A 22140-nucleotide genomic window follows, 5' to 3' on the forward strand; every position below is an offset into this window, starting at 1 on the left:
GCGTTAAACCTCCACTTGAGTTGCTGAAATTAATCCTTGATGAGCGAGGACGCTCGCCACCATTGCCATCCGAATATAAACACCATTCGTCATCTGCTGAAAAATTCGTGATTGCGGCGCTTCAACTAAGTCACTCGCTAGCTCAACACCTCGATTAACAGGGGCCGGATGCATGATAATCGCATGCTTGGGCATTCGTGCGGCGCGCTCAGCTGTTAAACCATACTGTTGATGGTAGGCAGACGCATCGAAGGTCTGATTGTTCACTTGCGATAATCGTTCGTGTTGGACACGTAATAACATCATGACGTCCATCGTTGCGACTAACTGGTCCATCGTCTGATATTCGCCGTATGCTTCAAAGTCACGGCCATACCATTCTTTGGGGCCGCCAAAGTAAACCTGGGCTCCTAGTTGCGTCAGTAACGCCATATTGGAACGGGCCACACGTGAATGGGCCAAGTCACCCACAATAGCTATCTTTAAACCATCAAAATGACCAAATTCTTCATAAATAGTTAGCATATCCAACAACGATTGTGACGGATGTTGCCCACTACCATCACCAGCATTGATCAAACTCATGTCAAACCCGGCGTCGAGAAGTGGTTGATAATAACGATCGCGTGGATGCCGAACCACTGCCAAGTTGACGCCAATGGCTTCAATCGTTTTCAAAGTATCCAGCAAGCTTTCGCCCTTAGTCACGGAACTAGTCTTTGGGTCAAACGGAATCACCTGTAATCCTAATCGTCGTTCGGCCATCTCAAAACTTGTATGTGTGCGGGTGCTATTCTCAAAAAATAAGTTCATCGCAAACGTTGGCTGTGACAGTTGTACCGTTTTCCCATTCTTGAAAGCTTGGGCCAACTTCAAGTAGGCCATCACGTCCTGATTACTAAATTGTTCAACACTAACTAGGTTTTGACTCGTTTTCATGGCTATTGCCGTCTCCTTTGTATATAAAAAAGTCTAGCTTCCGCAAAAATGTTTGCAAAGAGGCTAGACTCCGATTAAGTGGTCACGCATGACCAAACCGTTTCGTTCCTCTCTGGAAACAATTAAATGGTTTTATTCAATTAAATCATTCTTCTAATTTTTCAATACTAATTCCATCATGTCCGTCGTGTTCTTCAAGGGCGACACTGACTTGTTCATCCAAGGCCGTTGGAATATTTTTACCAATAAAATCAGGCCGGATCGGTAATTCACGATGTCCACGATCGACTAAGACCGCTAACGAAATCTTTGCGGGACGTCCATGGTCCATCAAGGCATCTAGCGCAGCCCGAACTGTCCGGCCTGTAAATAAGACATCATCGACCAAGATAACGTGTTTGCCATTGATATCAACCGGAATATCAGCACCATTTAGCTTCGCTTGACCGGCAACATCAACCGCATGATGATCATCCCGATATAACGTGATATCTAACGAACCAACTGGCACGTCAACGCCTTCCAACTGTTTCAATCGTTGCGCTAACCGTTGGGCCAAAAAAATCCCACGAGTCTTGATACCGATAAATACCAGGTTACCAACACCCTTATTCTGCTCAATAATCTCATAAGTGATCCGCGTCAGCGCGCGGCGCATGGTCATTGCATCAACGACTTCTCGTGCCATTAGTTTGTCAGCTCCATTTCTGTAATTTCACCTTAATCCACGGGGTAAAAAAAGAGTCACCCTGTTTTCCTGCGAAAAGCGTGGGAGACCCTACATGACCGTTCCCCTTGTTAGCCTCACAGGACTAAGTTAAAGGTGCTTGTTTAATTGGACTAAGTGTAACGAACTCCACCACAACTGTCAAGGACTAATCAACTTAAGTCGCGTTAATTATCTGACGACTTTGGTCATTTGCCCTTTATGTTGACAAGCATCATTGAGGAACCTGGCGAGTTCAATAGATTTCCAATCGTGACACGTGATCGTCTTATTCCGGCCTCTAAGAATAAATGATGAGTGGTCGCCTAATATTAGTACCATTGGTCGTTGAATCCGTTGATATTAGAACTTCAATTAAAGCTGGGAGACCATCAATTCACTTTAATGACTGTTTCAATCTTAACGTGCTAATTTAGCAACAAATGGTCTATCAAAATATCATTATATGCGAAATCTACCCTTTATGAGCAACAACAAACTCAGCAAAAGTTAAGTCCACCCATCACTTGAACACCACCTCGACTGGAAGGCGTTGCTGACAATACTCAGCACTGGAAGCCGGTGAAGTTCAGACGGGTTGAAACTGAAGATTATCTCAACAGCAACGTTGAGGGGTGAACTTTCACTTAGCTAACTGGAAGTCTCAACCCGAGCGAATCCCGTTTCTGTATGTCGGCATCCAACGCCCTAACCAGGTGAATTTACACTAAACAAAACTTTCTTCAGCAGTCCTGCGCCGGCTACTCCTGCGCTTAAATGAGGATAAACCTTTCCAATACTTAAATTCCTTAACCCATAACACTGGTTCGACGCTTCATTTGTTTTTAATCTATTTTTCATTTAATTATAGTCAAACTGCCAAATTATCGGTATACTACTTGTTAAAGATAACTAATTTTAGGGGGACTTACCATGCGTTTACAAACACTATTACAAACACCATCAATGCAACATATGCGGGTAATTGCGGGTGAACGCGGTCTCAAACGCGAAATTAGTAATATCGGAATGATCGAGTCACCTGACATTGCTGACTACCTTGCTAATGGTCAGTTTTTGATTACGAACGGCTATCCCTTCGTCAATACAACCACCGACCCACTAACTTTGATCAAGGCGATGCACAATGCCAACTGTGCTGGTCTCGGATTTAAGGATCATCGTTACGTTGACCATTTACCAAAAAAAGTGATTGAATTAGCGAACGAACTCGCTTTTCCAATCATTATTACGCCCGGTGATGAGTTGATTTCTGAAACCATGCGCAAAATGCTGAGCATCATCTTAAAGTCACAAACTAATGAGCTCAGTCGCATCGTCAAGGCAAACCAAACACTAGCGGATTTGTTGCTCAAAGACCCAACCAACACCACGGTCTTGAATAAATGTAGCGAGCTAATTCATCATCCTCTCTTCTTAATGGATAGTCATTTTCGGGTGGTCAGTGCTTCCCAAGATTTACCGATGACCCGCAATACCTTGACTGATTTTTTACGCAATCAAACCGATATCGACTATTTCAACCTCAATACCCGCGTCATTCTCCCTTACCAAGCAAATGACCTGACCATCATGCCACTATTTTCGGCTTATAAGGAAAATAAGGCCTTTGTAGGCGTCGTCGACTTGGACCCGGCCAACTCAACTGATCAGATGCTGACGCAAGTCGTCTTAAACACCTTGAGTTTCGTCAATGGTCGGGTGGACATGTTAAACGAATCCGCATTCCGCAACCAAAGTGGTTTCTACTTAAACGTAATGGATGGCGGTATTTCAAACGACCTCGTGAATAAGACTCTGAAAGCCCGCAATATTGATCCGAGTACGAAGTTCCACTGCGCCACCATTTTAGTCACGACTAATCACCAGGCCCTCTTAAGTAACCATCTCTTGGAACAGGTTCAGCAACTGACACTGTGGTTTATTAAAGAATACCAAGCATCCGTCATTGTTTTTTCATTAAAGCAGCAATTGGTCTTATTAATCAATGACCAGCAAAATGCCCAGCACTTTCTGACCGCCCTCGTTCAATTTATTCAGCCAAAGTTGGACAGACAGGCGCGTTTGATTGCTGGTTACAGTTATTCGACTCTACCACTAACCGAACTCGCAACAACCTATAATGAAGCGGCAGAAGCCTTGGCACTCAGCAAAAACAGTCCCCACGCAGTCACGATCTATCGGCCCAAGTACGTCAAGGAACTAATTTCACTGATTCCACAAAATGAAGCGCGATCGTTTGTCGAACGGGTTTTAGGTGGACTCGTCAGTGGTGTCAGTGCGAATGAACAACTTAATCTACTCACGACCCTGTATGGCTATTTTTATTACCATCAAAACATTGCCGAAGTGGCCGGCCACCTAGATATTCACCGCAATACGGTGATTTACCGCCTTAAAAAGATCGAAAAAATGCTAACGTTGAACTTGGACGATCCTGAACAGACCCAAACACTAGAAATGGCAGTGCTACTTTGGCATAATCAACAATCACAAAAGTGAACGTTTTCATTTTCATCTTCCAAAAAAATATCGTTTTCACGAACATTAATTTATTCGGCTACATTTGTATTCGGTTTTCATCTGTGCTAGAATAAGTCTCATTCAAATAAGTGGTAATTGCCTATATAATGTCATGATATGGTTGACGAGTTTCTACCCAACCCCGTAAAGGTTGGACTATAAGCAAACGAGGTCATCCCGTTTGCCGGGGTGACTTTTTTTATAGGCAAATCAGCTTAATCGAGAGAGGAAGATTGATTTGAAGGAAGTATCCGCAGCACCTAAAATTACCAATGTTAAGGCGGCCATTTTAGGGTTTCAACATCTGTTAGCTATGTATTCGGGTGATGTGCTCGTGCCATTATTGATTGGCGCGGCCTTGCATTTCAGCCAAGAACAATTAACTTACCTAGTCTCAATCGACATTTTCATGTGTGGGATCGCAACGTTCCTACAATTAAAACGTACACCACTAACAGGAATCGGGCTTCCCGTCGTGCTTGGCTGTGCCGTTCAAGCCGTCAATCCGTTGATTCAAATCGGTAAAACATATGGGCTGGGGACCATGTATGGCTCAATCATTGGTGCTGGTATTTTTATTTTTCTGATTGCCGGCTTATTTTCAAAGATCAAGAACCTCTTTCCACCAGTCGTTACGGGATCGCTAATCACAATTATTGGATTCACGCTGATTCCGGTCGCCTTCCAAAATCTTGGTGGCGGCGACACCAGTGCCAAGGATTTCGGTAACTTGCAAGCACTTGGCATTGGTTTTCTCACCATCGCAATTATTTTATTAATTAGCGTGTTTGCACGTGGCTTCATGAAATCCGTTTCGATTCTGATTGGTATTTTAGTTGGGACTTTGATTGCCGGGGCAATGGGGATGGTTTCTTTAAAACCCGTCGCTGAAGCTAGCTGGTTCCATTTACCGACCCTCTTTTACTTTGGGACCCCGCACTTTGAATGGTCATCCATTTTGACCATGATCCTCGTCTCCTTAACAACGATGGTTGAATCGACCGGGGTCTTCTTTGCCCTTGGCGACATTACCGGTCGTAAAATTGAAGGCGACGATTTAAAACGTGGTTACCGGGCAGAAGGAATTGCCGTCATCCTCGGTGGCTTGTTCAGTACCTTCCCCTATTCAACGTTTTCTGAAAATGTCGGCGTCGTTCAATTATCTGGTGTCAAGACGCGAAAGCCAATTTACTTTTCCGCTGCGTTCTTAGTTGTATTGGGCCTACTGCCTAAGATTGGTGCGCTAGCGACGATTATCCCCGACCCAGTACTTGGTGGCGCCATGGTCGTCATGTTCGGGATCGTTGGCATTCAAGGGATTCGAATGTTAGCTCAAGTCGATTTCCGCAATAACAATAATTTACTCGTGGCAGCCGTTTCGATTGGTCTTGGTTTGGGCGTCACGGTGCAAACCAATATCTTCCAATTCTTACCTGGTGCACTTCAAATCATGTTGAGCAACGGGGTGGTCGTTGGTAGTGTAGCCGCAGTTGGCCTTAACTTACTCTTCAACCGCCACGCAGCCGAAAACACGGTTGATGATGAATCAGTCGGTCTCAATGAAACAGAACAACCTTAATTATGACGCTTAAAAGCAGCGGTTCACAGTCCTAATCTGGCAGTGAACCGCTGTTTTTTTGTTCTGCTACTTAATAGCCGCTCTCATTCTATTGATTGATTTATACTGCCATTTTTTGCTGAATGTCAACCGTCGTACCGGTGAAGACTTTTTTTAAAGTAACTTTCTTTCGACTTGGCATAAAACTTGCCCATGCTGCCGAAGAGTCATCTAAACCTGGTCCATTCCAAAAACAAGCCATCGTGAGGCAATAAACTGATTAATCCCCTGTTACCCTAAAAATCAGTATGTTATACTAGACAATTGTTGAATTGTTAGTTTTTTATTAATTTTAGGAGTGGGTCATTATTCTAGAACAATTATTTCATTTGCGTGAAAACCGCACTTCAGTCCGCCGCGAGTTGATTGGTGGTCTGACGACCTTTTTAGCCATGTCATATATTTTAGCCGTAAATCCCGAACTATTGGGAAGTACTGGTATGAGTAAGACCGCCGTCTTCACCGCAACGATTTTAGCGGCCATTGTTGGTTGTCTCTTGATGGGGCTAGTTGCCAACTTTCCCGTAGCATTAGCACCGGGGATGGGGCTGAATGCCTTCTTTACTTATACAGTTGTCCAGGAATGGCACATTCCTTGGCAAACCGCTTTGGCGGGAGTCTTTGTTGCCGGAATTCTTTTCATCCTACTAACGCTCTCCAAGTTACGCGATAAACTGATCAACTTGATTCCAAGTGCGCTAAAATACGCCGTATCTGCCGGAATTGGCTTGTTCATTGCTTTTTCAGGACTACAAACCTCTGGGATTATCGTTGCGAATAAGTCCAACGCGGTCGCCCTGGGTAACTTGCACAGTCCCACCGTTTTGTTGGCGATTTTCGGGATTATCGTCGGCATCATGCTAGTCACCGCTAATGTAACTGGTGGTATTTTCTGGGGCATGTTCATCACCGCCGCAGTCGGAATGATCTTCGGTATTATTCCCCTACCAACTGGGATTATCAGTGGGGTTCCGAGCGTTCAACCGATTTTTGGTCAAGCTGTGACACACCTTGGTAATATTAATTCGTTTCAAATGATCATTGTCATCCTGACGTTCTTCATCATTGGCCTTTTCGATACGTCGGGAACCTTGGTTGGGGTGGCAACCGAAGCCGGCATGGTGGACAAAGAATCCGGCGAAGTCAAAGGCGTTGGTAAAGCGCTCTTTAGTGGTGCACTCGCCACAACTTTAGGAGCAGTCTTTGGCACGTCACCGACGACGGCTTATGTTGAATCGACTTCCGGCGTTGCCGTGGGGGCCCGTACTGGGTTATCTTCCGTCTTCGTTGCCCTCTTGTTTGCCATCGCCGCCTTTTTCTCTCCAATTTTGACGGTGATTACGTCCGCGGTGACCGCTTCAGCCCTGATTATCGTTGGTATTTTAATGTTATCAAACGTTCAATATATTGATTGGACCAAGTTTGAAATCGCCGTCCCAGCCTTTTTCACCATGATTATGATGCTACTAACTTACAGTATCTCAGAAGGTTTGGCCGTTGGCTTTATCTTCTACCCAATCACCATGACGGTCAAAGGCCGTTGGCGTGAAGTAAACGCCCTCATGTGGACGATGATGGTCGTCTTCATTCTCTACTTTGCATTTGTCGCTTAGAACTGATGGTTCGCTAAGCAATGATGGCAGTCTAAAACACCCCTGAGTCGTTTAACTCAGGGGTGTTTTTTAGTAGGCACGGCTGCATCTAACGCCTACTAGTGTTTAAGAACTTGTTGATTATGGTAATCTTCAGCGTAGACTTGGGCAAAGTCAGCAAGTTTAACATCGCCTAATCGAGGTTGATGTGCTCGATAATCCGCGTAAAAATCGTGGTCACGCTGGTAAGCGACCGTTTTAACATATTCCCGTGCAAATGCGACCGGGGTTCCGGCAGTCACTAAATGATCTTGCATGACCTCATCAGGCACTTGTGAAACGCGCAAATCCGGCATTTTAAGAGCCTGTGACAGTACGGAAGCAACTTCCAAATAAGTTTTCTCATCACTCGCAACATATGTCACCGTTTGCCCCGGTGTCGGTTCGGTCAGCGCCTTAATCAGTACAGTTGTAACGTCGACCGGCGCAACCCACACGTTCTTAACAGCCAAATTGGCATTTGTGTAGATTCGATGACTCTTTTTAACGGTTGGCACACTGCTCAGTAAATTATAGTACATTGCCGTTGGGCGGATAAACGTTAAGTCCACGTCTGGTAAAGCGGTTGTTAACGTTTGTTCGATAATATGATACATGTAAAGTGCACCGACTTCTGGTCCCAAGTCGGCCCCCACGCTACTCAGATTCACCACTCGTTTTACGCCGGCTGCCTTGATCGCGGCGGCATAGATGTCCGCTTGTCGTTTGGCAGCGGTATAAAGATCATCACTCGCCGCTATACCAGTTACCATGAGGTATACCACGTCAGCGCCCATGAACGTCTTGGTCAAAAACGCTTCGTCATCAAGTCGACCAATGGCAGGGGTTGCGCGAAAAACCTTTATCAAACTACTGCGAATTGCTTGATGACTGATGACCGTCACTTCATGACCAGCATGGGTCAGCTTAGGTACCAAGGTCTGGTTAATACGACCGATTGAACCCGTTAAAACAATTTTCATTTTATGATAACCCTCTTCTATACTTATTAAAATATCCGTCAAAGTCATTATCGATTATAAGCGACCACTAAAACCCCGTCAATCACTGGTGGTTTAGTTGGCTAAACAGTGTTGATGTGCGGTTGCGCGATTCGTTCATAAGACAGGACTGATTAACGCTAATCAAAAATTATTTCTATTTATCAAGAGATAATTTTTGTTGAAACTGTGCAAAATTAGGCCTATAATGTCAAAATGTTTGACACTGTCAACTACGACGGTTAGTCGCCTTTCCTGTTACCATAAGTTTTTCTTACGGAGATTATATTAGATGAGTCTAGCACAATTAGAAATAGGATTACTGTGGTTGACAGGCTCAATTGCGGTCATCTTCATCCTGACGATTGGTACTTACTATTGGTACTCCCGCAAACGTTCCAACAATTACCTTGAAAATGATGATTTTAATCTACGCTACTTTATTCAAAAACAAGTCGATTTTCGTGGCCGCACTACCGGCTATGAATGTCTCCTGCGTCAACAAAATACTGATGGTTCGTGGTCATTACCACCACAACTTGACTCACTTCCACTTCAGCGGGTGATCTTCCTGCTTGAAGATACCTTTAAGGCGCTACCTGATGAAGCGATTACGTTATCAATCAATTTAGAATACGAACAAATCATCAGTCCCGAATTCCGTTATTTTGTTCGCTGGGCAATTGCGAACATCGAACCGATGCACTTGGCAATTGAGTACACACCTCAATACCAACCACGTCGTATCAATAAACGCCTATTTCGGCGGCGAATTCGTGAAGCCCGCGGTTACGGCATGCAGTTTGGAATCGATAACGTCGGTGCAAGTCTAGCCAATCTTAAAAACATTCAGTGGCTTTTAAAAGATATCGACACGCTCAAATGCTCAATGCGCTCATTTCGCAAGGAAGACCCATCCGTCTGGCTGGACCTGAACCTCCAATTCTGGAATCAGCTCTCTAAGGAAAACAATATTGATCTAATTCTAATGGGAATCGAAAATGAGGCCGATGAACAGCTCGCCGAGCAACTGCAAATCAGCATTCGCCAAGGCTACTTATTCGGCCATCCAATCAATCCCCAGCAATCAACCACAAAGGAGAACCACGATGCCTAAACCAACCACTGATGATGTTAATCGGCAACAACTATACTCTGATGCGTACTTTGACACTGGCCATTGGGGACTCAAGATTCGCCAAACGATCGTTGGTATCGTGGGTTGGCTCGCAGTGATTGTGCCCATCACCGTGACAGTCCTTTCCATTTGGTCAAGTTATAATCCACACATTCCGCGTTTCTGGCACTACCATGAAGGTCTTTTCGAATTTAAGTTCATCGGTATCTTACTGGCCTTTTGCTTTGCACTCGCATCCCTTTTTGCAGTGACCATGACCATTATACAGAATCGTAAGCGTGAACGTGTCGTTGAACAGTGGCCAACCTTTAATCCCATTAATCAGAAAAAACGGCAGCAACTGCTCGCTCAGTTCATGGCGGACCGTTTCGGCAATGCCGAATTTCGTGAACATACCCGCCACTACCGGGTCAAGCCAGAACAAAATCTCGATACTAATCAGATTCAGCAACTTTATCAACAAAATAATTTAGACGATATTAACGATTAACCAGGGGGCGCCATGACAAATATTTTTATTGACCACATATTCGCCGCAACCTTATTTAAATCGGTAATCAACATCGCACTCCTGATTTTATGTCTCTACCCCATCGTTGGCTCTTTTTTCTGGTTCGCCGGCGCGCTATCCTACCGCTTTATCAAGACCAATAAGCGTGATGATGACTGGCAGTACATTCCGGCTGAACATCAACCAATGATTACCATCATGATCCCGGCGCACAACGAAGAAGTCATGATTGAAGAAACCATCACATACTTATTTACCCAGCTCAATTATACGAACTACGAGGTCCTAGTCATGAACGATGGTTCGACCGACAAGACGGCCGCCATTATTCAACGGTTGCAGTCCGTCTATCCACGGCTACGAACCGTTGAAATTGAGAAAAACAAGGGCAAGGCCCACGCCTTCAATATTGGCATGTACTTTGCCCAGGGTGAGTATATTCTCAGCAACGACGCTGATACGATTCCAGAAAAGGACGCCCTGATGAAGTATATGAATTTCTTCATCCATGACCGCGATATGAATACATCCGCCGTCACCGCCAATATGGATGTTCAAAATCGAACGTCGCTTTTAGGTAAATCTCAAACCGTTGAATTCTCTAGTATCGTCGGTGTTATCAAGCGGAGTCAAACTTCCATCAACGACTCTATGTACGCGTATAGCGGGGCAAATACCCTCTACCGCAAACAATTTCTAATTGACGTTGGTGGCTTTCGACAAAATCGCGCGACGGAAGATATCAGTATTGCCTGGGATCACCAAATGGTGGGCGCCGTCCCGCGGTTTGCCCCTAACATCGTCTTCCATATGAACGTCCCCACCACAATCCGAGACCTTTATCATCAACGCAAACGTTGGGCACAGGGTGGCACGGAAGTGTGGTTAACGAACATTAAGAAATTCATTTTCCACCCAATCGTTCATCGCTATCAACTATCAATGTTCGTCGATTCGACGTTGTCAATCATCTGGTCCTTTTTCTTCGTCATCACTTCCTTGATGTTTTTGATTCTGATGGGTTACTTCCTGATAACCGGCAATTTTGAACGAGTCTACCACGGCTTGATGTTGTCATTTGTCTTTGTTAGTTTTGAACTATTGGCCGGGTTCATGCAACTGTTAGCGGCACTCCTGTTGGACCATCATGGTGCGAAACTAAAGTACTGGTTCTTCGCCCCACTCTACATGTTATTTTACTGGATGATCAATCCTATCACCGTCGTTGCAACGTTTATTCCTGCACTCAAAACCATTCTGGGCTTTGGCTCCGGAACGTGGGTCAGCCCGAAGCGACAGTCATTGCAGGGTAAAAAGTAAAACGGTGTCGCTATTAACGCTTTCAATAATCGATAACGGGTCTACTGGTGCGAGAACTTGCAACCAGCCCAACTAAAAACGTGCACTTACCTGAGTGATAACTGACTCAGGTAAGTGCACGTTTTAATATTAATCCCTTTTGATCGTTTTCTTAGCTATGCAAATGGAGCTGCCCAGACTACGCTGAGTAACAGGTCCCATGTGTCACGTGCCACTCAACGCAGAGATCGGCAGGTAAATCACGAACGGCCTCACGACTTACCTGTGTGCCAAGTTCAGTAATTGAGCACCCTTGCTGACTGCCGAGGCCCTGGCGATTCAGCTGAATCGTCCGCGCACCAACTCGATACAAGTCACTCATGATCTGGTGGTAGGCTGCGGCCAAGTCATGCACCATTTCCGTATCTGATTGATAGACTCGATTAAGTGCGCGCGCATTATCGGACCGTTTGAGTTCTGCCAAGCACAGCTCGGGAGCGGGCAAAATTTGTTTATCCACAGTTCCACCACTGATTTGATTGCGCATGAATTCAAAATGCGCAACGGCAGGATGGTTGAAGCCACTGATTTTACCGGTCAACGCGAGCGCCGGCACCAAACCTATCCCGGATTGGGTGATGCCTTGTAGCCCCCAGAAAAAGTTAAAGTGCCACCAATTTAGATTATGCGACTTATCAACCGGTTTCCGAATATGATGCATAAAAGCAGCGTCCTCCATCCGTTTAAGTCCCGCCGCGTTAATATTCAACGTTGTTGTGCCCCGATGCAACCCTTTTTGAGACCGCATTGCCATTTGCCAACCATGTACACGGTGCCTAACCATCATCATCAATGTGCCAAATTCCATGCCCGTTTAGCCTCCAAATTAATTGCATTCTGCCAATATAAAAATCGTCCCCTACTGCTTAAAAAGGACGATTTCAACGTTTGGGTCAGCCTTTAACTGCCAACACCAACCATTATTCTTTTATGACGAATTTAAGTAATGTTTCCAGCATAGAATGGTGCTCACCGAATGTCAAGCGCTAATCGTGGGACGCTGTCATCCCCTTAACGCCAATATCAGTTCGGTACACTAGATCACCGACTCTGAGTTGGTCGATTTGTTGATAAACAGCCCGCTGTGCTGCGACCAAGCTCGGGGCACTTGCGGTAACCATCATCACCCGGCCACCCGCACTGACTAATTGATCCGGGGTACCCGCAACGCTAGCATAATCCGCACCAGCAACCGTCGGAACCGGTACACCGGCTTCAGTTGGTCCCGGATAACCGGGAGCAGCTAGTACGACGCCAAGATAAGTTGCCGTCGTTTGCCACTGCGCGTGTGGTTGCCGATGTTGCAATAAGTCGACGATGACTTGATAAAAATCACTCTGTAGTTGTGGTAATAAGATCTGCGTTTCAGGATCACCCAGTCGCAAATTATATTCAATAACTTGAAGACCGGTCGCAGTCAGGATTCCCCCAACATAGATAACCCCTTCAAAGCTTAACCCATCGGCTTTGAGACCTGCAATCGTCGGTTCAATAATTGTCGCAATCGTTTGATCGATAACCGCGGGCGTGATTTGCGGTACTGGTGAATAGGCCCCCATGCCACCCGTGTTCGGTCCCCGGTCATGGTCCTGTAACCGTTTATGATCTTGGGCGGTCGGTAATAACGCATAGTGCTCACCACCAACCAAAACCATTTGGGAAAACTCAAAGCCAGCAACGTAGTCCTCGATCAAGACCGTCGAACTAGTTTTAAAGGCCGTCTTAATCGCTGCCGCGGCTTGTTCATAACTCGTCGCAACCGTCACCCCTTTACCAGCTGCCAGCCCATCGACTTTGATAACTTGTGGCACAGCTTGTTCATGACTATAAGCTAGTGCCGAATCCAATTCATGAAATTGCCGGTAGTCGGCCGTCGGAATGTGATGGCGACTCATGAAGGCCTTCGCAAATACCTTAGAACTTTCCAACTGTGCCGCAGCTTGGTTGGGGCCAAAGATAGCCAGGCCAGCTGCTTGAAAGTAATCAACAATGCCTGCGGCTAGCGGTACTTCGGGTCCGACGAAGGTCAGGGTAACCGTATTGGCCCGTGCAAAGTTGACCAACCCTGCAAAGTCCATTTCGTCAATCGCTAGTGTCCGAATACCATCCCGGATCATGCCTGGATTACCGGGTGCACAATAGACGGTACTGACTTGCGGACTTGCCATCATTGCCTTGGCAATGGCATGTTCGCGACCACCACCACCAACTACTAATACGTTTGCCATGCACGCACCCATCCTTTCATTAATGCCGGAAGTGTCGAACACCAGTGGTGACCATCGCAATACCATAACGGTCGGCCATGGCAATCGAATCCTTATCACGAATACTACCACCTGGTTGCACGATTGCACGAATGCCGTGCTGCGCAGCATATTCGACGCAATCATCCATTGGGAAGAACGCATCCGAAGCTAGGATAGCATTTTCGTAGCCAGCTTGTTTCATCGCCTTACCAATGGCAATCTTAGTTGAATCGATTCGATTCATCTGACCAGAACCGATTCCCAATGTCCGATCTGCGGTAGTTACAACGACCGCATTGCTCTTAACGTGCTTCACAACTTGTTGGCCGAAAGCGAGTGCTTTTAGCTGCGCAGGTGTCGGTTGGGTTACGGTAACTACGGTAAAATCAGCTGGCGTTTCGAAGGCCGCGTCGACCTCCTGACGTAGTAAGCCCCCACCGACTGAAATCGTTTCAAACTTATCGGCCGTGTGCGTTTGCTCAAAGTCAACCGTCATCAAGCGCAGATTCTTCTTCTTGGCCAAAATAGCAAAGGCATCGTCATCAAAACTCGGGGCAATAATAATTTCCAAGAAGAGTGCGTGCATCTTCTCAGCCGTTGCGAGATCGACTGGGCGATTTAAGGCAATGATTCCCCCAAAGATTGAAATCGAATCGGCTTCATAGGCTTTATCCCAAGCAGCCTCAATCGTCGTACCCAAGCCAACCCCACACGGATTCATGTGCTTCATTGCAACTACGGCCGGCTGTTGATATTCACTGACCATCCGCAAGGCGGCATCCGCATCCTTGATGTTATTGTAAGAAAGCTCTTTCCCATGAATTTGCTTGGCACCCGTAATCGAGAAGTGCGTCGGTAAGGCATTTTCGTAAAAGGCAGCCTTTTGATGGCTGTTCTCACCATAACGCAGGGCCTGCTTCTTATCATAAGTAAGGGTCAACTTTTCTGGAAATTCTTCAGTCGTTAAATATTGGGCAATCAAGGCATCATAGGCCGCAGTATGTTGAAAAACTTTGGCCGCTAATCGTTGACGGAGTGCCGGTGTGACCGCGTCCGTCTGCAAATCAGCCAGAATCTGCTCATAATCAGCAGGATCAACAATTGGCAGCACCGCGGCAAAGTTCTTAGCTGCGGAACGCAGCATCGACGGACCACCAATATCGATTTGTTCAATAGCTTCAGCTTGTGTGACGTCTGGTTGTTGAATGGTCGCTTTGAATGGGTACAGGTTAACCACGACCATGTCAATCGGTTGAATACCAGCTGCTTTTAGTTGCGCCATGTGCGCTGGCAGGTCACGTCGTGCTAATAGTCCGGCGTGAACCTTAGGATGGAGCGTTTTGACCCGACCGTCAAGCATTTCAGGAAAACCGGTCACTTCTTCGATTCCGATGACTGGAATATCAGCTGCTTCCAATGCCTTTTTGGTCCCACCCGTTGAAATCAATTCATAGTCAAGGGCAACGAGGCCCTTCGCAAAATCAGTTAATCCCTGCTTATCAGAAACACTTAACAACGCACGTTTTGTCATCTTAAATTGCTCCTTCATTAATGAGTGTCTGTAATACATCTGGATAAAATTGGTGTTCACAATCATGAATCCGGGTCGCCAGGCTGGCTAGCGTATCGTCTGGTGCAACCGGAACGACCCGCTGGGCAATAATTTGCCCGGTATCGATTCCGGCATCGATATAGTGAATGGTAACGCCCGTCTCAGTCACACCAGCGGCAAAAGCATCCTCGATGCCGTGACGACCAGGAAACTTTGGTAACAATGCTGGGTGAATATTGATGATTTTATGAGCATACGCATTCAAGAGGGTCGGACCAATAATGCGCATGTACCCGGCCAATAATACCAGTTCAATTTGCCGTGCTTGCAAGGCCGTCAAAATGATTGCTTCCGCGGCCGCTTTATTCGCATAATCATGAAAATCAACAATTAATATCGGTACGTTAGCTGCCCGGGCCTTGTCAATTACCGGCGCTGTCGGTTGATCACACACAAGTAACCCAATCACTACCGGTAATTGTCGTTCAATAATCGCTTGGTGGAGTGCAACAAAGTTGGTGCCATTACCCGAAGCAAATACTGCAATTTTATTAGGCATGCTCAGCCTCCTCAAAAACGACGGGTGTCGTACCAGTTTGGACTGTTCCAACTCGATAATAGGACTGAGCGTTGGCCGTCAAATTAGCCGTCACAGCTGCCACTTGGTCGGGGTGAACGATCAGAACCATTCCCAAGCCCAGGTTAAAGGTCGACCGAAGATCCGTAGCAGTCAGCCCACCGAGTTCGGCCAATAACGTCATAATTGGCGGTACCGGCCATTGACCCAATTCAAGGTGCGCACTCAAGCCCGCCGGTAACGCTCTGGCGACGTTCTCAATCAAGCCGCCCCCGGTAATGTGGGCGATACTCGTCACTAATTTCTGCTGTAACAATGGTTGAACTGCATCAACGTAAATGGTCGTTGGTCGTAAAATTTCCGTTTGTAAATCATGACCAAGTTCGTCAAAAACCGTGGTCAATTGGTAGTCGTGTTGTTTGAATAAAATATCACGAACTAGACTAAACCCATTCGAGTGGAGGCCATTAGACGGCAACCCAATCAAGACGTCCCCAGCCCGAACATTTGCTGGTGATAACAGGTCCGCGCGGTTCGCAATTCCGACCGCAAAACCAGCGAGGTCGTAATGGTCCTGACCATACATATCGGGCATCTCCGCAGTCTCGCCACCAATCAACGCTGTATGGGCCTGCTGACAGCCCGCGACAACGCCAGTCAAAATGGCTTTGACCCGCTTCTGGTCCGTATGTCCAAGACCTAAGTAATCTAAAAAGAACTGGGGGGTCGCGCCTTGTGCCAAAATATCATTCACACACATTGCGACCAAGTCAATTCCAATCGTGGTATGTTGATCAGCAGCGATTGCGACTAAGAGCTTAGTCCCCACACCATCCGTCCCCGCTACTAACACGGGATCGTTGGCAGTTGCATCCGGACTAAGTGGAAACGCTCCCCCAAACGCGCCTAATTGCTGATTACCACTCATTTGTTTGACCGTCTTTAAGACGTCGTAACCAGCGTTGATATCAACGCCAGCCCGCTTATACGCATCGCTCACTTGATCACCCCTTCATGATTGGCTTGTAATTGCGCAATTTCCGCATCATACTCGGCTTGGTAATCATACAGGGCCGTTGGATAATCCCCATTAAAATAGGCCATGCATAGTCCACCATACGGTTCGGTGGTCGACAAGCCAACTGCATCAACGACGCCCTGTTCACTGAGAAAACCAAGTGAGTCCGCACCAAACGTCTGACACATCTCCCGAATCGTTTGCTGAGCCGCAATCAATTCATTAGTCGATTGAATATCGATACCGTAAAAACATGGATAGCGTAATGGTGGCGATGCAATTCGTAAATGAACTGACTTTGCACCCGCATCTTTCAATAATTTGACGATCCGCCGACTGGTGGTACCACGTACAATCGAATCATCGATTAAGACGACTCGTTTACCAGCGACAACACCTTTGACCGCTGAAAGCTTCATCCGAACCCCCTGTTCTCGCAATGCTTGGGTCGGCTGAATAAAGGTCCGTGACGAATATTGATTTTTAATTAATCCCATCTCGTAAGGCAGGCCACTCGCTTCCGCATAGCCGGTCGCCGCTGATAAAGATGAATTGGGTACCCCGACAACAATGTCGGCGTCCACGGGCTGTTCAACAGCGAGCTGAGCACCCATTCGTTTACGTGCAGAATGGACGTTGACGCCGTGAATATCAGAATCTGGACGTGCAAAGTAGATAAACTCCATTGAACAAATCGCCAACTGTGTATCAGTCGTATAATGGTCGATCGTCAAACCATGATCATCGATCGTTAACAATTCTCCCGGCTGAACATCTTGAACAAACGTCGCACCAATCGTATCAAGCGCGCAAGTTTCACTACAAACGACGTACCCGCCCGTGGGTAACTGACCGACGACTAATGGTCGTAACCCGTTAGGATCCAAAACGGCAATCAAACAATCATTCGTTAGTAGTAAGTAAGCAAAGCCTCCGTGGACTTGACGTAAAGCATCCTTAACCTGTTCCGTTAACGTTGCTGCGGGGCTGCGTCGAATCAGATGCATTAAAATCTCACTATCAGAACTAGCATGAAAAATGGCACCATGCTGTTCCAACCGTCGCCGCAGTGTCACCGCGTTCGTCAAATTGCCGTTATGTGCGAGTGCAAACTGTGAGTCGCTAAAATTAAAACTCAAGGGTTGAATGTTTTCCAATCCATGATTACCAGCCGTGGCATAGCGTACATGGCCGACTGCAGCTTGACCCGTCAAACGTGCCAACCGCCGTGGGTCCCGAAAGACATCAGCCAACAACCCTAGTCCGCGTTCCGTCTGCAGTTTGCCGTGATCATTCGCCGTGATACCGGCTCCTTCTTGCCCCCGGTGTTGTAACGCATGGAGCCCAAAGTACGTTAATTGGGCGGCGTCCGGCGAGCCCCAAACCCCAAAGACGCCACATTCTTCATTCAGACTTCTTACTTCAGTAGGCATGGTAAGGCCCCTTCCCACAACTGTTTGGCGAAACTAACCTTAATATCAAACGCCTGATCAGCAGTTTGAACGTGTAGCCGATCCGTTGCAGTTGTTCGTCCTAAATAGGTCACATATGGTTCCATTAAACTTTCAAACGCGGCTTGCTGTGCTGGTGTCACCGAGATAACAAATCGTGACTGCGTTTCCGCAAAGAAGTTGGCAGCGGGCAAGTCACTGGCCAGTTCCACCCCGATATTTTGTGGAAAACATGATTCGGCAATCGTCGTAATCAAGCCACCTTCAGAAACATCGTGGGCACTAGCAACTAGTCCTTTTTGAATCGCAGTTAACAATAGACGCTGATTACGATTTTCAGTCACAAGGTCAAAATCAAACAGCTCGCCACTGATCGTTCCCGTCAACATCTTTTGCAGCTCACTACCATTGAAATCGGCTTCTGTGGTACCTAACACGTAGACTGCATCGCCAGCGTGTTTAAAATCGCTAGTCGTAATATCTTTCTGATGCTTAATTAACCCGACCATCCCAATCATTGGGGTGGGATAGATGGCTTCCCCGTTCGATTCATTGTTCAACGAGACATTGCCAGAAATCACGGGCGTATTGAATAATTGGCATGCACGAGCGATGCCCATCGCCGATTCGTCCAAATCGTAAAATTGTTCAGGTTTCTCTGGATTACCATAGTTCAAGCAATCAGTGATGCCTAAAGGTTGCCCACCGGAAGCGACAATGTTTCGAGCAGCTTCCGCAACGGCGATTTCCCCACCGACACGGGGGTTTAAGTATAAGTATCGCCCGTTAACATCGGTGGTGACCGCCAACGCCTTATCCGTATGTCGAATCCGTATGACCCCCGCATCGGAACCCGGCTTGACGACCGTATTCGTTTGGACCTGCGAGTCATACGTTCCATATAACGACGCTTTGGAAGCAATCGTTGGCTGTTGGAGCATCTTCTTCAATGTGCCAGTTGCATCAACTAGTCGTGGCATAAATTGATGATGGCTCTGATGGTTCAAGCGCGTTGGTCGTTTCTTTTCGCGTTCATAGACCGGCGCTTTGGTCGCAAGTGCATCGACGGGAACATCTGCAACTAACTTACCATGATGGAATAATTGATACTGGTGGCCGGCTGTCACTTTACCAATTGTGACAGCATCAAGACCGTACTTTTCAAAGACTTGATAAATTTCTGCTTCGGCACCAGCTTTGACACATAGTAACATCCGCTCCTGTGATTCAGAGAGCATCAGTTCAAACGGCGTCATGCCAGTTTCACGTTGTGGTACCAAGTCAAGATTCAGTGACAACCCACTGCCTGCTTTGGACGCCATTTCGGCTGAGGAGGAAACTAGGCCCGCCGCGCCCATATCTTGAATCCCGATTAAAACATCACGATGTTCATGAATAACCTCGAGACACGCCTCCATCAATAATTTTTCCATAAAGGGATCACCAACTTGAACCGCGGAACGCTGGGTTTCATTGGCGTCATTAAATTCAGCAGAGGCAAAGGACGCACCGTTAATGCCGTCACGCCCCGTTTTTGCGCCGACATAAATAACGGCGTTGCCAATTCCTGTTGCTTGGCCCTTCTGAATATCAGCTTGATCCAAGATTCCAACACACATGGCGTTCACCAACGGGTTCTTCTGATAACTCGCATCAAATACCGTATCACCACCGATTGTCGGAATTCCAATACAGTTGCCATAACCGCCAATGCCGGCGACTACTTGCGAAATCAAGTATTTCGTATGAGCATCAGTCGGTTCCCCAAAGCGAAGACTGTCCAGCAGCGCAATCGGCCGGGCCCCCATCGAAAAGATGTCCCGAATGATACCACCCACACCCGTTGCCGCACCCTCATAAGGTTCAACTGCAGACGGATGATTATGACTTTCAGCTTTAAAGACCACGGCCTGACCATCACCGATGTCGATAATACCGGCGCCTTCACCAGGCCCTTCAAGTACCTGTTCACCCTGCGTCCAAAATTTTTTCAAGACTGGTTTTGAATTCTTGTAGGAGCAATGTTCGCTCCACATGCCGGAAAACAACCCGGTTTCAGTCTCGTTAGGTAAGCGTTGAAGGACCTTATCCGTTAATAATTGATACTCAGCATCGGTTAAGCCCCAATCCCGATAGACCTTAGAATCGCGAACATCTGTAGGTGATAATGGTTGCTTTTTAAGCATGGGTGACCTCCTCTTGACTCGCAATGACCGATTGAAAAATTCCGAGACCGTCCGTGGAACCTAAGATCATCTCCACGGCCCGTTCCGGATGGGGCATCATCCCAAGCACATTTCCCGCTTCATTTGTAATGCCAGCAATATTAGCCGTGCTGCCATTTGGATTCTCGACGTATTCGAAGATGATTTGATGATTAGCACGTAATTGCGCCAAGGTGGCCTCATCACAATAATAATTGCCTTCGCCGTGGGCAATCGGTAAACTAATTTGATCTGTCGATCCGTATGCGGTGGTAAAAATCGTCTCATGATTGGCAATTCGTAATGGGCTGTCCTGACAAATAAACTTCGCTGAGCGATTGGCCTGCAATGCACCAGGTAATAATCCGGCTTCGGTCAAGACTTGAAAGCCATTGCAGATTCCGATGACTGGTTTACCAGCGTTAGCAAATGCAATAACGGCCGGCATGATGGGCGCAAAGCGGGCAATCGCACCACTCCGTAAATAATCACCGTACGAAAAGCCACCAGGTAACACCACCGCGTCATAACCTGCTAATGAGGTCGCTGTCGCCGGAATCAAATCAGCCGTAACGTGTAAAATATCGCGCAAGGCATTCACCATGTCATGATCACAATTAGAACCAGGAAAGACTGGTACGGCAAATTTCATCATTACAAAGCCTCCATCTCAGTAATTTCGTAACGATAAGTTTCCATATTAACGTTGGCTAACAAGCGATCACACATCTCGTCGATTTCAGCGGCAACTGGCCGATCATCCGCGTGAATTTTCACCTCAAAATACTTACCTAATTCAACGGCATCGACATTCGTATATCCAAGTCGGTGTAAGGCATCATGAATCGCCTCACCCTTGGGGTCTAGAATTGATTGCTTATAAGTCACATAGATTTTAACTAAGTACATGTTAGGCCTCCTCAACGGTTGCTAGCCGCGTCAATACTTCCTGATAAACACTAGTCAAGTCGCCTAGATCCTTGCGGAAGACATCCTTATCAAGCGATGCACCGGTCTTTAGGTCGACTAACCGACAACTATCTGGTGAGATTTCATCAGCCAGCAAGACTTTACCGGTGGTCGTCAACCCAAATTCGATTTTAAAATCAACGAGCTGTACCCCCATCGCCGCAAAAATTGCCGTCAAACGCTGGTTAACCTGTAAGGCCTGCCGTTTAATTTCCGCCACGATTGCCGGTGTTGCAACATTTAGCGCGTGGATTTGTGAATCATTGATAAATGGATCATCCAGCTGATCACTCTTATAGAAAAATTCCAGTACTGGTTCTGCAAATTTGGTTAAGTGTGGCACGGCAAATTTACGCTCAAAACTACCCGAAGCCGCATTCCGAACAACTGTCTCCAAGGGAATCATGGTCACGCGACGGACAAGTTGCACATAGTCTGAAGGTTGCTCAATAAAATGGTTGGCAATGCCGTGATTGGCTAAGTCTTTGAAAATCAAACTCGCGATGCGATTATTCAATCGGCCTTTCTGGTCAATGGGAACCTTCCGCTTACCATTTAGCGCTGTTGCTTGATCTAAGTATTCGACCCATAGAATTTCAGGATCATTAGTGGCATACATCGCTTTCGCTTTACCCGTGTAAAGCAAAGCTTGTTTCTCAATCGCTGCCGTCAT

19 protein-coding genes and 1 riboswitch are annotated in these 22140 nt (G+C 46.6%); of the genes, 6 read left to right on the forward strand and 13 right to left on the reverse strand.

All coding sequences use genetic code 11. From position 1 onward, the window contains the following. Positions 1-3: 3 nt before the first annotated feature. Together MZO41_RS05865 and pyrR are read right to left on the reverse strand one after the other, a co-directional pair. Entirely contained in the window at positions 4-939 is a 936-nt protein-coding gene (locus MZO41_RS05865; RefSeq protein WP_011101888.1) for an aspartate carbamoyltransferase catalytic subunit, read from the reverse strand. Positions 940-1084: 145 nt separating this feature from the next. Further along, positions 1085-1627: a bifunctional pyr operon transcriptional regulator/uracil phosphoribosyltransferase PyrR gene (gene pyrR / locus MZO41_RS05870; protein ID WP_003639428.1), complete on the reverse strand. Its 543-nt coding sequence runs from the start codon at positions 1625-1627 to the stop codon at positions 1085-1087. Positions 1628-2578: 951 nt separating this feature from the next. Here pyrR and MZO41_RS05875 point away from each other — a divergent pair. The 3 genes from MZO41_RS05875 to MZO41_RS05885 all read left to right on the forward strand — a co-directional run bounded on the left by MZO41_RS05875 (position 2579) and on the right by MZO41_RS05885 (position 7420). Further along, positions 2579-4168: a PucR family transcriptional regulator gene (locus tag MZO41_RS05875; protein ID WP_003645875.1), complete on the forward strand. Its 1590-nt coding sequence runs from the start codon at positions 2579-2581 to the stop codon at positions 4166-4168. A 101-nt stretch (positions 4169-4269) separates the two neighbouring features. After that, positions 4270-4368, forward strand: a riboswitch (purine riboswitch). Positions 4369-4427: 59 nt separating this feature from the next. Continuing rightward, entirely contained in the window at positions 4428-5768 is a 1341-nt protein-coding gene (locus MZO41_RS05880; RefSeq protein ID WP_003645874.1) for a nucleobase:cation symporter-2 family protein, read from the forward strand. A gap of 344 nt (positions 5769-6112) precedes the next feature. Further along, a complete protein-coding gene (locus tag MZO41_RS05885) occupies positions 6113-7420 on the forward strand; it encodes an NCS2 family permease (RefSeq protein ID WP_003644722.1) in 1308 nt (435 codons plus the stop codon). A 98-nt stretch (positions 7421-7518) separates the two neighbouring features. Here MZO41_RS05885 and MZO41_RS05890 read toward each other — a convergent pair whose 3' ends face one another. Next, entirely contained in the window at positions 7519-8421 is a 903-nt protein-coding gene (locus tag MZO41_RS05890; protein WP_003645872.1) for an NmrA family NAD(P)-binding protein, read from the reverse strand. Positions 8422-8731: 310 nt separating this feature from the next. Between MZO41_RS05890 and MZO41_RS05895 the strand changes: the two genes are divergently transcribed. From MZO41_RS05895 to MZO41_RS05905, 3 genes are read left to right on the forward strand one after another with little or no spacing between them, the layout of a single operon-like run. Continuing rightward, positions 8732-9556, forward strand: coding sequence for an EAL domain-containing protein (locus MZO41_RS05895; protein ID WP_003642599.1), 825 nt, complete (start codon positions 8732-8734; stop codon positions 9554-9556). Then, positions 9549-10067, forward strand: a complete 519-nt coding sequence (locus MZO41_RS05900) for a hypothetical protein (RefSeq protein ID WP_015380728.1) — start codon at positions 9549-9551, stop codon at positions 10065-10067. The genes MZO41_RS05895 and MZO41_RS05900 overlap by 8 nt, the downstream gene beginning before the upstream one ends. 12 nt (positions 10068-10079) lie before the next feature. After that, on the forward strand, positions 10080-11408 hold the full coding sequence (locus MZO41_RS05905; protein ID WP_013355833.1) for a glycosyltransferase family 2 protein: 1329 nt from the start codon (positions 10080-10082) through the stop codon (positions 11406-11408). Positions 11409-11586: 178 nt separating this feature from the next. Here the strand turns inward: MZO41_RS05905 and MZO41_RS05910 are convergent, their stop codons facing one another. From MZO41_RS05910 to purC, 10 genes are all read right to left on the reverse strand, one after another. Continuing rightward, positions 11587-12255, reverse strand: a complete 669-nt coding sequence (locus MZO41_RS05910) for a uroporphyrinogen decarboxylase/cobalamine-independent methonine synthase family protein (RefSeq protein ID WP_013355834.1) — start codon at positions 12253-12255, stop codon at positions 11587-11589. A gap of 178 nt (positions 12256-12433) precedes the next feature. Beyond that, positions 12434-13675, reverse strand: a complete 1242-nt coding sequence (gene purD, locus MZO41_RS05915; RefSeq protein ID WP_013355835.1) for a phosphoribosylamine--glycine ligase — start codon at positions 13673-13675, stop codon at positions 12434-12436. A 19-nt stretch (positions 13676-13694) separates the two neighbouring features. Continuing rightward, positions 13695-15227, reverse strand: coding sequence for a bifunctional phosphoribosylaminoimidazolecarboxamide formyltransferase/IMP cyclohydrolase (gene purH / locus MZO41_RS05920; protein ID WP_011101892.1), 1533 nt, complete (start codon positions 15225-15227; stop codon positions 13695-13697). 1 nt (position 15228) lies between these two features. Next, complete coding sequence (gene purN, locus MZO41_RS05925; protein ID WP_003645867.1) at positions 15229-15807, reverse strand: phosphoribosylglycinamide formyltransferase; 579 nt, start codon at positions 15805-15807, stop codon at positions 15229-15231. Beyond that, positions 15800-16825, reverse strand: coding sequence for a phosphoribosylformylglycinamidine cyclo-ligase (gene purM / locus MZO41_RS05930; RefSeq protein ID WP_013355836.1), 1026 nt, complete (start codon positions 16823-16825; stop codon positions 15800-15802). Before purM ends, purN begins: the two co-directional genes overlap by 8 nt. Continuing rightward, positions 16822-18276, reverse strand: coding sequence for an amidophosphoribosyltransferase (purF, locus tag MZO41_RS05935; RefSeq protein ID WP_058906790.1), 1455 nt, complete (start codon positions 18274-18276; stop codon positions 16822-16824). Before purF ends, purM begins: the two co-directional genes overlap by 4 nt. After that, positions 18261-20480, reverse strand: coding sequence for a phosphoribosylformylglycinamidine synthase subunit PurL (gene purL, locus MZO41_RS05940; RefSeq protein ID WP_003645864.1), 2220 nt, complete (start codon positions 20478-20480; stop codon positions 18261-18263). Before purL ends, purF begins: the two co-directional genes overlap by 16 nt. After that, complete coding sequence (gene purQ / locus MZO41_RS05945; protein WP_011101895.1) at positions 20473-21153, reverse strand: phosphoribosylformylglycinamidine synthase subunit PurQ; 681 nt, start codon at positions 21151-21153, stop codon at positions 20473-20475. The genes purL and purQ overlap by 8 nt, the downstream gene beginning before the upstream one ends. Beyond that, positions 21153-21407: a phosphoribosylformylglycinamidine synthase subunit PurS gene (purS, locus tag MZO41_RS05950; protein ID WP_003642588.1), complete on the reverse strand. Its 255-nt coding sequence runs from the start codon at positions 21405-21407 to the stop codon at positions 21153-21155. The genes purQ and purS overlap by 1 nt, the downstream gene beginning before the upstream one ends. A gap of 1 nt (position 21408) precedes the next feature. Next, on the reverse strand, positions 21409-22140 hold the full coding sequence (gene purC, locus MZO41_RS05955) for a phosphoribosylaminoimidazolesuccinocarboxamide synthase (RefSeq protein ID WP_003642587.1): 732 nt from the start codon (positions 22138-22140) through the stop codon (positions 21409-21411).

The sequence above is a fragment of the Lactiplantibacillus sp. C232 genome, assembly GCF_023806725.1.
Taxonomy (GTDB): domain Bacteria; phylum Bacillota; class Bacilli; order Lactobacillales; family Lactobacillaceae; genus Lactiplantibacillus; species Lactiplantibacillus plantarum.

What these genes read in the sequence shown, in the direction of transcription:
- MZO41_RS05905 (WP_013355833.1), top strand. Translation starts at nt 10,080, where the DNA reads ATGACAAATATTTTTATTGACCACATATTCGCCGCAACCTTATTTAAA.
- purQ (WP_011101895.1), bottom strand. Translation starts at nt 21,153, where the DNA reads ATGATGAAATTTGCCGTACCAGTCTTTCCTGGTTCTAATTGTGATCAT.
- pyrR (WP_003639428.1), bottom strand. Translation starts at nt 1,627, where the DNA reads ATGGCACGAGAAGTCGTTGATGCAATGACCATGCGCCGCGCGCTGACG.
- purS (WP_003642588.1), bottom strand. Translation starts at nt 21,407, where the DNA reads ATGTACTTAGTTAAAATCTATGTGACTTATAAGCAATCAATTCTAGAC.
- purL (WP_003645864.1), bottom strand. Translation starts at nt 20,480, where the DNA reads ATGCTTAAAAAGCAACCATTATCACCTACAGATGTTCGCGATTCTAAG.
- purC (WP_003642587.1), bottom strand. Translation starts at nt 22,140, where the DNA reads ATGACGGCAGCGATTGAGAAACAAGCTTTGCTTTACACGGGTAAAGCG.
- purF (WP_058906790.1), bottom strand. Translation starts at nt 18,276, where the DNA reads ATGCCTACTGAAGTAAGAAGTCTGAATGAAGAATGTGGCGTCTTTGGG.
- purN (WP_003645867.1), bottom strand. Translation starts at nt 15,807, where the DNA reads ATGCCTAATAAAATTGCAGTATTTGCTTCGGGTAATGGCACCAACTTT.
- purD (WP_013355835.1), bottom strand. Translation starts at nt 13,675, where the DNA reads ATGGCAAACGTATTAGTAGTTGGTGGTGGTGGTCGCGAACATGCCATT.
- purH (WP_011101892.1), bottom strand. Translation starts at nt 15,227, where the DNA reads ATGACAAAACGTGCGTTGTTAAGTGTTTCTGATAAGCAGGGATTAACT.
- MZO41_RS05910 (WP_013355834.1), bottom strand. Translation starts at nt 12,255, where the DNA reads ATGGAATTTGGCACATTGATGATGATGGTTAGGCACCGTGTACATGGT.
- MZO41_RS05875 (WP_003645875.1), top strand. Translation starts at nt 2,579, where the DNA reads ATGCGTTTACAAACACTATTACAAACACCATCAATGCAACATATGCGG.
- MZO41_RS05890 (WP_003645872.1), bottom strand. Translation starts at nt 8,421, where the DNA reads ATGAAAATTGTTTTAACGGGTTCAATCGGTCGTATTAACCAGACCTTG.
- MZO41_RS05900 (WP_015380728.1), top strand. Translation starts at nt 9,549, where the DNA reads ATGCCTAAACCAACCACTGATGATGTTAATCGGCAACAACTATACTCT.
- MZO41_RS05895 (WP_003642599.1), top strand. Translation starts at nt 8,732, where the DNA reads ATGAGTCTAGCACAATTAGAAATAGGATTACTGTGGTTGACAGGCTCA.
- MZO41_RS05865 (WP_011101888.1), bottom strand. Translation starts at nt 939, where the DNA reads ATGAAAACGAGTCAAAACCTAGTTAGTGTTGAACAATTTAGTAATCAG.